This is a genomic window from Janthinobacterium breve (assembly GCF_051380895.1).
Lineage (GTDB): Bacteria > Pseudomonadota > Gammaproteobacteria > Burkholderiales > Burkholderiaceae_D > Janthinobacterium.
On the sequence record NZ_JBNYXY010000014.1, the window covers coordinates 179,007 to 192,000 of the forward strand.

Annotated in this window: 10 protein-coding genes; 4 read left to right on the plus strand and 6 right to left on the minus strand. The window is 61.4% G+C overall.

Annotated elements, in window-relative coordinates; genetic code table 11:
* Positions 1-351: 351 nt before the first annotated feature.
* Positions 352-1,659: an L-fucose:H+ symporter permease gene (gene fucP / locus ACQ4W0_RS26545; RefSeq protein WP_436579472.1), complete on the plus strand. Its 1,308-nt coding sequence runs from the start codon at positions 352-354 to the stop codon at positions 1,657-1,659.
* Between the two features lie 51 nt (positions 1,660-1,710).
* Here fucP and ACQ4W0_RS26550 read toward each other — a convergent pair whose 3' ends face one another.
* Complete coding sequence (locus tag ACQ4W0_RS26550; RefSeq protein ID WP_436579473.1) at positions 1,711-2,604, minus strand: LysR substrate-binding domain-containing protein; 894 nt, start codon at positions 2,602-2,604, stop codon at positions 1,711-1,713.
* Positions 2,605-2,763: 159 nt separating this feature from the next.
* On the opposite strand from ACQ4W0_RS26550, the gene scpC reads away from it, so the two are divergent.
* Positions 2,764-4,260 (plus strand): succinyl-CoA:acetate CoA-transferase ScpC, encoded by a 1,497-nt coding sequence (gene scpC / locus ACQ4W0_RS26555; RefSeq protein WP_436579474.1) that lies wholly within the window; start codon positions 2,764-2,766, stop codon positions 4,258-4,260.
* Positions 4,261-4,347: 87 nt separating this feature from the next.
* Here the strand turns inward: scpC and ACQ4W0_RS26560 are convergent, their stop codons facing one another.
* The gene (locus ACQ4W0_RS26560; protein WP_436579475.1) at positions 4,348-5,010 is read right to left on the minus strand and encodes a TetR/AcrR family transcriptional regulator; all 663 of its coding nucleotides are present in this window, start codon (positions 5,008-5,010) and stop codon (positions 4,348-4,350) included.
* Positions 5,011-5,310: 300 nt separating this feature from the next.
* Here ACQ4W0_RS26560 and ACQ4W0_RS26565 point away from each other — a divergent pair, with 300 nt between their 5' ends.
* The gene (locus ACQ4W0_RS26565) at positions 5,311-6,432 is read left to right on the plus strand and encodes a M14 family metallopeptidase (RefSeq protein WP_436579476.1); all 1,122 of its coding nucleotides are present in this window, start codon (positions 5,311-5,313) and stop codon (positions 6,430-6,432) included.
* A gap of 12 nt (positions 6,433-6,444) precedes the next feature.
* A complete protein-coding gene (locus ACQ4W0_RS26570) occupies positions 6,445-6,909 on the plus strand; it encodes a CYTH domain-containing protein (RefSeq protein ID WP_436579477.1) in 465 nt (154 codons plus the stop codon).
* A gap of 214 nt (positions 6,910-7,123) precedes the next feature.
* Here the strand turns inward: ACQ4W0_RS26570 and ACQ4W0_RS26575 are convergent, their stop codons facing one another.
* The 4 genes from ACQ4W0_RS26575 to ACQ4W0_RS26590 form a co-directional block, all read right to left on the minus strand.
* Positions 7,124-8,377 (minus strand): DUF2863 family protein, encoded by a 1,254-nt coding sequence (locus ACQ4W0_RS26575; protein ID WP_436579478.1) that lies wholly within the window; start codon positions 8,375-8,377, stop codon positions 7,124-7,126.
* Positions 8,378-8,590: 213 nt separating this feature from the next.
* Entirely contained in the window at positions 8,591-11,311 is a 2,721-nt protein-coding gene (acnA, locus tag ACQ4W0_RS26580) for an aconitate hydratase AcnA (RefSeq protein ID WP_436579479.1), read from the minus strand.
* 88 nt (positions 11,312-11,399) lie between these two features.
* On the minus strand, positions 11,400-11,945 hold the full coding sequence (locus ACQ4W0_RS26585) for a hypothetical protein (protein WP_436579480.1): 546 nt from the start codon (positions 11,943-11,945) through the stop codon (positions 11,400-11,402).
* Between the two features lie 13 nt (positions 11,946-11,958).
* Positions 11,959-12,957 (minus strand): HpcH/HpaI aldolase/citrate lyase family protein, encoded by a 999-nt coding sequence (locus ACQ4W0_RS26590; protein ID WP_436579481.1) that lies wholly within the window; start codon positions 12,955-12,957, stop codon positions 11,959-11,961.
* Positions 12,958-12,994 lie beyond the last annotated feature (37 nt).

Genomic DNA, 12,994 nt, shown 5'->3' on the forward strand with positions numbered 1-12,994 from the left:
TCAAATGTCAGCTATTCATTTTTCTGATAATAGGCGGGAAAGCTGCGCAATACGGGGCTTTAAGGCATAATGCCGGCGCAGTATCGTAGTTTTACTACAAGACTGTTTTGTCCTGGATGTTGTTTTCAGACGCAGCCCGCAGGCGTGCCGCGCCCACAAGACATCGTTCTGACGAGAAACGGTCGGCCGTGCGCCTGCCGCGCGCAAGATGCGCCATGCCTGCCCCTTATCGCTGATGGCAGTCATGGCCCACGCTGATATCTGCGTGGCGCTTGCGCGCCCTGGTGCTGCCCGGGTGGAAACGCTTCCATGCCTGGCAAGCTCAACTTGGAATTGAAAAATGGAGAAGGTATGGAATACGTAAAGCAAGGCCAGGGCGTACAGTCCTCCGCACAGGCCGGCACGCAAAACAATACAGGCGCCCTGATCATTGTCACGGTGCTGTTTTTCATGTGGGGACTGCTGACATCGCTCAATGATGTGCTGATTCCCCATCTGCGCTCGATCTACACGCTGACCTATGTACAGGCGATGCTGGTGCAGTTCTGCTTCTTTGGCGCCTACGCCATCGTCTCGCTGCCGGCGGGCATGCTGATCAAGAAAATCGGCTACCAGCGCGGCGTCGTCGCGGGCTTGCTGATCGCGGCCGCCGGCTGCGCCATGTTTTACCCGGCGTCCACCGGCAGCTATGCGCTGTTCCTCTTGTCCTTCTTCATCCTGGCGGCCGGCATCACCGTGCTGCAGGTGGCGGCCAATCCCTACGTGACGGAACTGGGCGACCCGCAGACGGCGTCGAGCCGTTTGACCCTGACGCAGGCGTTCAATGCGCTGGGCACCACCGTGGCGCCGGCCCTGGGCGGCATGCTGATTTTGTCGGGCACCGTGCTGACGGTGCAGCAGTTCGATTTGCTGCCTGCCGCCGAGCAATTGGTATACCGCGCCAAGGAAGCGGCCTCCGTGCAAGGGCCTTACCTGGTGCTGGCCGCCACCTTGGTCATACTGGCCGTGCTGTTCGCGCTGGCAAAATTGCCGAAGATTTCGCATGCCGACGATGCCGCCGCCCTGGCGCAGGATGGCCACAAGGTCTCGATCTGGTCGCACCGCCACCTGGTGCTGGGCGCGCTGGCCATCTTCCTGTACGTGGGCGGCGAAGTCAGCATCGGCAGCTTCCTAATCAACTTCCTGGGCGAGAGCCATATTGCTGGCCTGAGCCACGCCGACGCCGCCTATTTCGTCAGCTATTACTGGGGTGGCGCCATGCTGGGCCGCTTCGTCGGCTTTGCCGTGATGCGCTATGTCAGCCCGGGCAAGACGCTGGCCTTCAACGCCGCCGTCGTCATCGCGCTGATCCTCGTCGCCGTGTTCTCCAGTGGTCATACGGCCATGTGGGCGTTGATCGCCGTCGGCCTGTTCAATTCCATCATGTTCCCGACCATCTTCAGCATGGCCCTGAACAAGCTGGGTGCGCAAACGGGACAAGGTTCGGGCATCCTGTGCATGGCCATTGTAGGCGGCGCCATCGTGCCGTTCATCCAGGGCTTCCTGGCCGACCACATCAACCTGCAGCTGTCCTTCCTCGTGCCGGCCGTGTGCTACACCTTCATCTTGTACTTCGGCTGGAAATACGCCAGCATGTACAAGGACGACGCAGCCAAATAAGCCGCGCTGTCGTGATCGATGAAAAGGGTGGCCTCGGCCACCCTTTTTTTGTCAGTGCGCGAACTGCGTGCCCAGCACGTCCTGGCATACCTCGAGCCAGGCGCGCGCCGCGTGCGACAGATAACGCCCGCTCCAGACGTGCGCCACCTGCCATGCCACCTCCGGTTCGACGAGGCGCACCGCCTCCAACGGTTCGCCAGCCAGGCGGTGGATGAATGGCTCGGGCAGCAGGGCCACGCCCAGGCCCGCCGAGGCCATCGCCACCAGCCAGTCCCACTGGCCGCTCTGCGCCGCGATCGTCGGCGTGAAGCCCGCTTGCGCGAAATGCTGTCGCAGGCTGCGGGTGAGGGCAAAATCATCTTTTAACAGCACCAGCGGCAGGTCGGCCAGCGCCTTGAAGGGCAGTGTCGTGCGCTGCTTCTGGAACGTGCCCGGTTCGGCCAGGGCCCAGATCGGGTAGCTGGCCACGGCCACGGCCACGAGATCGAGTTCCGGGTCGGCCGGCAACACCGTCATGCCGATTTCCAGTTCGCCGGCCGCCACCTTGCGCTCGATCTGCTGGCCTGTGTCTTCCTGCAGGGTCAGGCTGATGTTCGGGTGGCGCGCGCGAAAGGCCTTCAATACAGGCGTGAACAGCACATTGATCATGGGCGGGATGCCGACCGTCAGGCTGCCGCGCTGCAAGGCCTGGGTGTCGCGCACTTCGAGGGTCAGCTGGCGCATATTGGCCAGCATTTCCTGGCCGTGCTGGTAGACGATGCGGCCCGTGTCCGTCAGGCTCAGCTTGCGCCCGTCGCGCACCAGCAGCTGGGCGCCCACTTCCTCTTCCAACTGGCGCACCATCTTGCTGATGGTCGACTGGGTCAGGTGCAGCGATTCTGCCGCCTGCGTAAAGCTCGACAGGCGCACGGTTTCGACAAAATAGCGCAGGGAACGGATATCCAAGATGGGGCTCGCCTCGGCGAAGCATGAAAATATCGACTGGGTTTGGCGAAATTAATTCATGCCATGCATGTAGCCGGGATTTTATACTGAATCCACTTATGGGGTTGGTGTATGACAGCCATCCAGTTTGAGAATATTAAGAATATCAGGAGCATCACGATGTACGAGGACCGTATCCGCCACCCAGGCTTGCTCAGCAAAATCATGAGCGCCGATGAGGCAGCCAAATTGTTCCACAACGGCATGCGTGTCGGCATGAGCGGGTTCACCCGTGCTGGCGACGCCAAGGCCCTGCCGCGCGCGCTGGCCAAGCGCGCCCTGCAAGACCCGTTGAGCCTGACCCTGATCACGGGCGCCTCGCTGGGCAATGGCAGCGACGGCCTGATGGCCGAGGCGGGCGTGCTGGCGCGTCGCATGCCGTTCCAGGTCGACCCGGTCTTGCGCGGCAAGATCAACAAGGGCGAAGTCATGTTCATCGACCAGCATCTGTCGGAAACGGCCGAGCAGCTACGCTCGGGCAACCTGGCCGCCGTCGATATCGCCGTCATCGAAGCGACGGCCATCACGGCGGCCGGCGCCATCATCCCGACCATGTCGGTGGGCAATTCCGCCGCCTTCGCCCAGCAGGCAACGCAGGTCATCATCGAAATCAACCTGTCCACGCCGCTGGCGCTGGAAGGCTTGCACGACATTTATATTCCGCAAGCCCTGCCGGGCCGCGAGCCGATTCCCCTCACGCGCGTCGACCAGCGCCTGGGCAGCACGGCCATTGCCATCGACCCGGCCCGCATCGCCGCCATCGTCATCACGGATAGCCCGGACAGCCCGTCGAACGCCTTGCCGCCCGACGCGGAAACGCAGGCGATTGCCGGCCACGTGATCGCCTTCCTGCAAGGCGAAGTGGCGGCCGGGCGCATGGGGCCGGAATTGCTGCCCCTGCAGGCGGGCATCGGCACCATTGCCAACGCCGTGCTGCATGGACTGATCGGTTCGCCCTTCCAGAACATGACGATGTATTCGGAAGTGCTGCAGGATAGCGCCATCGAGCTGCTCGATTCGGGCCAGCTGGCGTTTGCCTCGGCCTCGTCGATCACCCTGTCGGCTGCCGTGCATCAAAAGCTGATGGACAATATCGACCATTACCGCTCGAAGATCGTATTGCGCCCGCAAGAGATCAGCAACCATCCGGAAATCGTGCGCCGCCTGGGCATCATCGCCCTGAACACGGCGCTGGAATTCGATATCTATGGCAACGTCAATTCCACGCACGTGTGCGGCACGCACATGATGAACGGCATCGGCGGCTCGGGCGACTTTGCGCGCAACGGGCAAGTGTCGATGTTCGTGTCGAAATCGGCGGCCAAGGGCGGACGCATTTCCAGCGTCGTGCCGATGGTCTCGCATGTGGACCATACGGAGCATGACGTCGACGTGCTGGTGACGGAGTGGGGCTATGCGGACTTGCGGGGCCTGGCGCCGCGTGAACGGGCGCCGTTGATCATCGAGCGTTGCACGCACCCCGATTACCGCGATCAATTGCGCGCGTATTTTGACGCGGCATGCCAGCGCGGCGGCCACACGCCGCATATCCTGGAACAGGCGCTGTCGTGGCATACGCGCTACCAGGAAACGCAGAGCATGCTCGAAGCGCCGTAAGCTTCGTCAACATCAAGACAGGGCAGGGCGGCTTATCACCGCGCCTGCCCGTTTTTTCGCGTGGCGCAGCTTGCGCCGGAACAAGGGTCAGACCGCTGGGGCAAAGCGCAGGCGGATGCCCGCCGTGACGACGGCCAGCAAGTCGTCGATATGCGCATTCATTTCCGGGTGCGGCGTCCATGGGTCGCCCGCATCCATGACGATGCGCAGGGAGACGAGGCCGTGCAGCGCTTGCCAGAAGATTTGCGTCATCGCATGTAGCGCCGGCTCGTCCTGGCGCACCTTGCCCGCCTGCGCCAGCTCGCCGAACAGGTGCAGCGCATAGGCGTAAGGATCCTGCTCGATATTGCCGTGTTGCACTTCGACGGCGTCGATTTCCGCATGCGGGCGCAATTCCATGAAGATCAGCGAATACTCGTCCGGATGCTGGAAACCGTACTCGATGTAGGCGCGGCCGACCAGGTTGATGCGTTCCCACGGATCGTCGCTGTTGGCGCAGGCGGTACGCATGGCGCGCACCAGTTCCAGCAAGTCCTTGTCCATGGCTTGGGCGATCAGGGTGGCCTTGTCGCGGAACAAGGCGTACACGACCGTGGTGGAAAAACCGGCCGCTTCGGCCACCTTGCGGATGGAGACGGCGCGCGCCCCCCCTTTCTTGATGAGATCTTTGACGACGTCGATGATGTGTTCGCGCCGCGCCTGGGCCTCGCGTAACTTTCTTTCTTGAATGTTGGTCAACTTCTTGTCCACGACTCTTTCCTGGCGACACTATGAAAGCAAGAATTATAGGGTGGCGATGGGCTGCCAATGTGTCTGGCATTGTTACAATTCAGTTTTTTGTCCGGCCGATGCGACAGTGCACCGATTTTTCGCCTTTTTGCCCGGCGCTTTTCCATCGATGCCCCGGATTGGTGCATAAATAGCCCGCCCAGGCTTTGCGAATGGGGCCAAAGGGCGGAAAATAGCTGGATAGCTTACACTGCGTTTTTAGCGCGACGGCGGTAGCCCACGAGGCGACGCCGGAACACTTACATTGGACGGTATCATTATATGACCATTAAAATCAGCCAGAACTTCGACTCGGGTGCCATCGACGTGGTAAACGCTACCAGCGCCGGCGCCATCGACCTGAACTTGCGCAAGGATAGCCACGCCGATATTCACCAGTGGTTCCATTTCCGCCTGCAGGGCGCGCGTGACCAGGCATGCACGCTGCGTATCCTGAACGCGGGCCAGGCCACCTATCCGGCCGGCTATGAAGACTACCAGGCCGTGGCCAGCTACGACAGCGAAAACTGGTTCCGCGTGCCGACCTCGTTCGATGGCCAGGTCATGACGATTTCGCATACGCCGGAACTCGACAGCGTGTACTACGCCTATTTTGAACCGTATTCGTGGGAGCGCCATCTGCGCCTGCTGGGCGAAGTGGCCGAGCATCCGCTGGCGCGCGTCTCCGACCTGGGCAGCACGGTCGACGGCCGCGACATGAATATGGTCACCATCGGCAACCCGCAGGCGGAAAAGAAAATCTGGGTCATCGCGCGCCAGCATCCGGGCGAATCGATGGCCGAATGGTTCGTCGAAGGCTTGATCGACGCGCTGCTGGACGATGCCAACCCGATCGCGCGCAAGTTGCTGCAGCGCGCCGTGTTCCACATCGTGCCGAACATGAATCCGGACGGTTCCATCCGCGGCAACCTGCGCACGAATGCGGCCGGCGCCAACCTGAATCGTGAATGGATGACGCCATCGCTGGAATCGAGCCCGGAAGTGCTGTGTGTGAAAAACAAGATCCACGAAACGGGCGTCGACATGTTTTTCGACATCCACGGCGATGAAGCGCTGCCGTACAACTTTGTGGCCGGCAATGAAATGCTGGAAAACTTCACCCCGGCGCAAGCGGCGCACCAGAAGGCATTCATCGAGCGCTATAAGCAGGCCAGCCCTGACTTCCAGGACAAGTTCGGCTACGCGGCCAGCAAGTACAAGTCGGACATGCTGACCCTGGCATCGAAATACATCGGCCACCACTTCGGCTGCCTGGCGCTGACCCTGGAAATGCCGTTCAAGGAAAACGCCGACTTGCCGGACCCAATCGTGGGCTGGAATGGCGCGCGCAGCGCGGCACTGGGCGCGGCCATGCTGCAGCCTATCCTGCTGTCGCTGGATTGAACGGCGTTGATCATGGGCGTCGAGATCGAGCGTAAATTCCTGCTGCAAGGCGACGCCTGGCGCGGCCTGGGGCAGGCGGTGCTGCTGCGCCAGGGCTATCTGTCGTCAGCGCGCGAGCGCGTGGTGCGCGTGCGCATCGAGGGGCAACAGGCGATGCTGACCATCAAGGGCGCGAACGTGGGCGCGACGCGCGGCGAGTGGGAGTATCCGATTCCGCTGGCGGATGCCGCCGAACTGCTCGACGGCCTGTGCGAACAGCCGCTGATCGAAAAATACCGCCACCGCATCGAGCACGCGGGCATGGTGTGGGAAGTCGACGAGTTCCTGGGCACGAATGCGGGTTTGATCGTGGCCGAGATCGAACTGGCTTCGGAAGACCAGCCCTTCGAGAAACCCGAATGGATCGGCGCGGAAGTGTCGGGCGATGCGCGCTACTACAACGCGAATTTGATCCGCCACCCGTTTTCACAGTGGTGATGGCGCGATAAGCGCGGCTTGAAATGCAAAAAGGCGGAACCGAGGTTCCGCCTTTTTGTTTTTAAACGTCTTTTAATCAAGGTATCGACACCTCTTCAAACCGTAGCGAGCAAGCCCGATATCGGGTTGAGTAACGCAGCTGTACTAACGGTACAGCGAGTAACGCCGACCCGAGAGCGGGCTGCGCAGTAGGTTTGAAGAGTGTGTCATCAGATCAATGGAAGTGCTCGGTACCTTGCGGCGTATCTTCCGGCATTTCCGCATGCGCCAGCTCACCGACCGGATCGGCAAACAAAGGCGCACCGCAATCGTCGCAGTATTCACCGACAAAACGTTCCGCGTGGCGCTTGATCTGCGTCACACCGGCCGCGTTCAGGTGCTCGATGATTTCATCGACGGGCGTCTTTTGCTTGTCCAGCGCGGCGATGCCGACCTGGATCAGGCCTTCGATCGGCGTGCCATCCTCGTCTTCCTGGCCATACAGGGGCCAGACGATGCCGTAGATGACGTCCGGCGTCTGGCGCAGGGTGAAGGCGATACGGTATTCGTCGACCTGGCTATCGGCCGCTTCTTCGCCGAAGCCGGCGATGACGGCGCGCAGTTCCGACGGTTCGATGGCCAGCGTGTGCGTCAGGTAGTGCACGGCGGCGCGCACGGAGACGGGGCGTATCAGCTTGTCCGCTTCGCGGCAGGCCACGTAGTACGCTTCCGGCAGCAACAACTCCAGGCCGCAGCCGGGCAGCAGGCGGGCGATGGTCGGCGTCGCCTGTGTGCGCCATTGTTCCAGGGCGGCGCTGCGCTCGGCGATGAAGTCGAGCTGGCTAGCCGGCGTCTGCCAGCGGAACAGCGGTGCACCAGCCGGCGCCACCACGGCCACCAGCAGGTAGCGCGTGTCGGCCAGGAAGGGCGCCGTTTCCGCTTCTTTGCTTGAGGGCTTGACGGCCGTGCCTTTCAGGGCGGCCAGTGCCAGCTTCTGCGTCTTGGCATAGGTCTCGACGTGGCTGCGCGGCAGCTGGTCGATCGAATACAGGGTCGGCGCCATGGACATCTTCGTGCCATCGGCCAGCAGGTGGGCGGCAAAATGCGCGGACAATACGCCGTGCGCATCGCCGGCCATGGGGCCGGAAGCGATGGAGAAGCGCGTCCACGCGAGGATGGGCACGGCCACCAGCAGGGCGTCGTAGCGCACGTCTTCATGCGTGATGACGGTCGATTCGCTGACGGCTTCAACGCAGTCCATCAGCACGTCGTAGGCGTTCAAGTCTTCCTTGAACAGGCTGCCCAGGGTGTTGTCGATGGTGTCCTGGTGGCCGGTTTTGAGTAATTTCTGGAGCTGCGTATCCAGGCTGTGTTCCCAGGACCGCTCTTCGAGACGGCTGGCTGCCTGTACGATCGCCTGGGCAAAGGTGACCAGGCGCTGGCTGTCGGCAGTCAGTTTATGGGATGAATCTTTGGAAGGACGACGCATAGCGGGATAAGAGTCTCGGAAAGTGAAAAAAATGGATCAGTCAAACAATGATAAACCCTTATAACGGTATTGTAGAGGATTCGGCCGCACGCAATACGTAAGCTATCCTCAGATCATGCCAATAGTCGAAATTTCAAGGAAAAACGGGGCGCAGGGACGAAAAAAAGCGCCGGTCGAAACCGGCGCTCTTGTCTTGCCTCACAGCTGGGCTGATTACTCGGCCAGCAGTTGACGCAATACGAATGGCAGGATGCCGCCATGCTTGTAGTAATCGACTTCGATCGGCGTATCGATGCGCAGCAGCACTTTCACGTCGACGCTGGTGCCATCGGCGCGGTGGATCACCAGGGTAGCCAGTTGCTGTGGCTTGATTTCGCCTTCGAGGCCTTTCAGGTCGAAGGTTTCATTGCCGGTGATGCCCAGGGTCTGCACGCTGTCGTCGCCGATGAATTGCAGCGGCAGCACGCCCATGCCCACCAGGTTCGAGCGGTGGATGCGCTCGAACGAACGGGTGATCACGGCTTTCACGCCCAGCAGCTGGGTGCCCTTGGCTGCCCAGTCGCGCGACGAGCCCGTGCCGTACTCTTCGCCGCCGAAGACCATGGTTGGCGTACCTTCAGCAACATATTTCATCGCTGCGTCGTAGATCGACATCTGTTCGCCGGAAGGCTGGTGAACCGTGATGCCGCCTTCGACTGCCGAACCGTCCGCCTTGGCAGGGATCATGCGGTTTTTGATGCGCACGTTGGCAAACGTGCCGCGCATCATGATCTCATGGTTGCCGCGACGCGAGCCGTAGGAGTTGAAGTCCGCTTTCAGGACGCCGTTTTCCTTCAGCCATTTGCCTGCAGGGCCATTTTCCTGGATCGAGCCGGCTGGCGAGATATGGTCGGTGGTGATGGAATCGCCGAACACGCCCAGTGCGCGCGCGCCTTCGATGCCGGTAGCGACTGCTGCTGGCGTCATCGAGAAGTTGTCGAAGAACGGTGGTTCCGCGATGTAGGTCGATTTTGGCCAGTTGTAGACTTGACCGGACACGGTGGTGACTTTCTCCCACAGCTTGCCTGGCGCGCCCTTGACGTCCGCGTAGTTGTCCTTGAACACCTTGGCGTTCATGGCGAACTTCATCATGGCCGACACTTCAGCCGAGGTCGGCCAGATGTCGCCCAGGTAGACGTCCTTGCCGCCCTTGCCCTTGCCGACAGGCTCGGTCATTAGGTCGCGCGTCATGTTGCCGGCGATGGCGTAGGCGACGACCAGCGGTGGCGAAGCCAGGAAGTTCGAGCGGATGTTCGGGTGAATACGCGCTTCGAAGTTGCGGTTGCCCGACAGCACGGCCGACGCGACGATGTCGTGCGTGGCAATCGCTGCGTTCAGCTCAGGCGTCAGGTCGCCGGCATTGCCGATACAGGTGGTGCAGCCGTAGGCGGTCACGCCAAAGCCCAGTTTTTCCAGGTACGGCAGCAGGCCGGCAGCGGTCAGGTACTCGGTCACGACGCGCGAGCCGGGAGCCAGCGAGGTCTTGATGTGCGGCGCGACTTTCAGGCCGGCTTCCACGGCTTTCTTGGCCAGCAGGCCGGCAGCCAGCATCACGCTCGGGTTCGAGGTGTTGGTGCACGAGGTGATCGCGGCGATCAGCACGTCGCCGTTCGACACTTTCACGCCATTCGTCGTTTCGTACACGGCAGCCAGGTCGGCCGGATTCTTGTTGAAGCCGTTTTCCGTGGTTGGCTTGGCGAACAGTTCGGCGAAGTTCGCCTTGACGTTGCCGATTTCGATACGGTCTTGCGGGCGTTTCGGGCCGGCCAGCGACGGAGCGACCGTCGCCAGGTTCAGTTCCACCACGCGGGTGTAGTCGATGTCGCCCGCTTTTGGAATGCCGTACAGGTTTTGCGCCTTGAAGTAGCCTTCGAACGCGGCGATTTCAGCCTTGCTGCGGCCGGTGCCCTTGAAGTAATCGATGGTCGCGTCGTCGACCGGGAAGAAGCCCATGGTCGCGCCGTATTCCGGTGCCATGTTGGCGATCGTCGCGCGGTCCGTCAGGGTCAGCGATTCGGTGCCTACACCGAAGAATTCGACGAACTTGCCGACGACTTTCTCTTTGCGCAGCAACTCGGTGATGGTCAGCACCAGATCGGTGGCGGTGCAGCCTTCGCGCAGCGCGCCCGACAGGTTCACGCCGATGACGTCAGGCGTCAGGAAGTAGACCGGCTGGCCCAGCATGCCCGCTTCCGCCTCGATGCCGCCCACGCCCCAGCCGACCACGCCGATGCCGTTGATCATGGTGGTGTGCGAGTCGGTGCCGACCAGGGTGTCAGGGTAGTACACGTCGCCGGCTTTCTTGCCTGCGTGGTGCACGCCGCGTGCCAGGTATTCCAGGTTGACCTGGTGGACGATGCCGAAGCCTGGTGGCACGACGCCGAATGTGTCGAATGCCTGCATGCCCCATTTCATGAACTGGTAACGCTCGTTGTTACGCGAGAATTCCAGTTTCATGTTCAGGTCCAGCGCTTTCTTTTCGCGGTAGTGATCGATGGTCACCGAGTGGTCGACCACCAGGTCGACCGGCACCAGCGGTTCGATTTTCTTGGCGTCGATACCCATCTTGGCGGCCACGTTGCGCATCGCTGCCAGATCGGCCAGCAGCGGAACGCCGGTGAAGTCTTGCAGCACGACGCGCGCCACTACGAACGGGATCTCGTCGGTGCGCTCGGCGGTCGGGCCCCAGCTCGCCAATTGCTTGACGTGTTCTTCGGTGACTTTTTTGCCGTCGCAGTTGCGCAGTACCGATTCGAGCACGATGCGAATCGACACTGGCAGGCGGGAGACATTGATGCCCAGGCTTTTTTCCAATGCAGGCAGGGAGTACAGCTTGCCCTTCTTGCTATCCGAAATATTAAAGTCCTTGAGCGTGTTCAGAGTGTTGCGGGACATGACCTCTCCTTGTTGGGTATCGTCTATTTATTGATGATTCAAATTACAAAACATGACTGAGCCCCCGAAGAGGCCCTTGCTACGCACATCAGCCGCCGGTGACGGGCAAGACGCCCAGCGATGGCGGGGCTTCCACCACTGCCGCCGGTTTGGCTTGCTCCTCATCCTTGCATTCATTGGCCAGCTGGCGCCCCTGCTTGGAATCGAGCAGCATGCCTTTGGCCGGGATGCCGATCCAGACCAGGCCGTACAAGCGGTTCTCGAAGCGGTTGGCGCCGGTGGTGGTGCCAACGCGGCTCAGGCGGTGCAGGCGCTTCTTCCAGCGCAGGGCGATGTGTTTGTCGTCAGTAGCATTGGTGTAGATGGTAATTTTATTACCAAGTTCACAATTAAAATCGGTGGAGGCCGAGCCTGTCGTGTTCGGTTCATCGGCCTCTTCCTTGTCGGCGACCGACATGGCGAGCGGATGCGCTTCCTTGGCGGCCGCCTTGGCCTTGGTGGTCTTGGCCTTTGGCTTTGCCTTGACTGCCTTGGGATTTGCCTCTGCCGTGGCGGCGAAACTGGCTGGCGCCAGCGTGAGGGTCATGGCGCCCAGCGCGACGCTGCAGGCAATTGCTAATTTGGAGATGGACATCGTGTAATTCCTGTCAGTTTTCAGTGGTGCTGGTAGGCAGCGCGTTGAGTAATGCAGCGGCCGCTTCGGGCAAGCCCAGGCCTGCCAGTTTGGCGCGTTGCAAAACGGTCCAATAATATCGGTAGCTGGCGCGGTCATGCAAGCGGCCATTTTGCGCAATCGGTCCCCAGTTGGCGCGCAGCGCTTCATTCAGGATGTTGCTGGCCTCATTGACTTCGGACAGGCGCGGCGTGAAGGCCTTGATGATGGGCTTGATCTGGTCCGGGTGGATGCTCCACATGCGCGTGTAGCCGAACTCGGCCGTCGCGCGCTGGGCGTCATTCGCCACCACGGCCGAATCGCGCACGTCCGTCGTCACATTGTGCGACGGTACCTTGCCGTGCGCGTGGCAGGCGGCCGCCACTTCGAGCTTGGCGCGCACCACCAGCGGGTGCGTGAACTGGCCCGGCGTGCGCATGGCAGCGGCGGGAATGGCGCCATAATGGGCCGAGACGAAATCCATGATGCCGAAGGACAGGCATTCGACCTGGGGCAGGGCGGCGATCGCGTAGGCGTCGCGCAGCGCGCCGTGCGTTTCGATCAGGATATGCACGGGCAGGTTGTCGCGGCCGGCGCGGCGCGCGTGCAGGTTGATCAGGTCGATGGCCAGCATGGCATCCTGCACGCCGCCCACCTTGGGCACGGCGATGTAGGCCAGGCGGGACGCGGCGCTGCAGATGATTTCCACGTCGCGCGCGAAAAACGGGCTGTCGACGTCGTGCACGCGTACGCCGATGCGGTTGAACTGGTTTTCGTCGCTGGCCAGCAGGCCGGCGATCATGTGGGCGTGGGTTTCTTCGTTGCCGGCGCTGGCGCCGTCTTCGCAGTCGAACGTGATGTCGAACAGGGGGCCAAGCTCTTGTTGCAAAGCAATCGATTTACGCATCAGCTTTTCGGAGCCGGCGTAGTGGTCGCAAGCGGCGAGCAACAGCGGCTGGCGTTTGCCTTGGAATAAAACCTCGGAAGGGTGCATGCTTAAGGCATTTCTGCAGGTAAAAACTACTTGATAA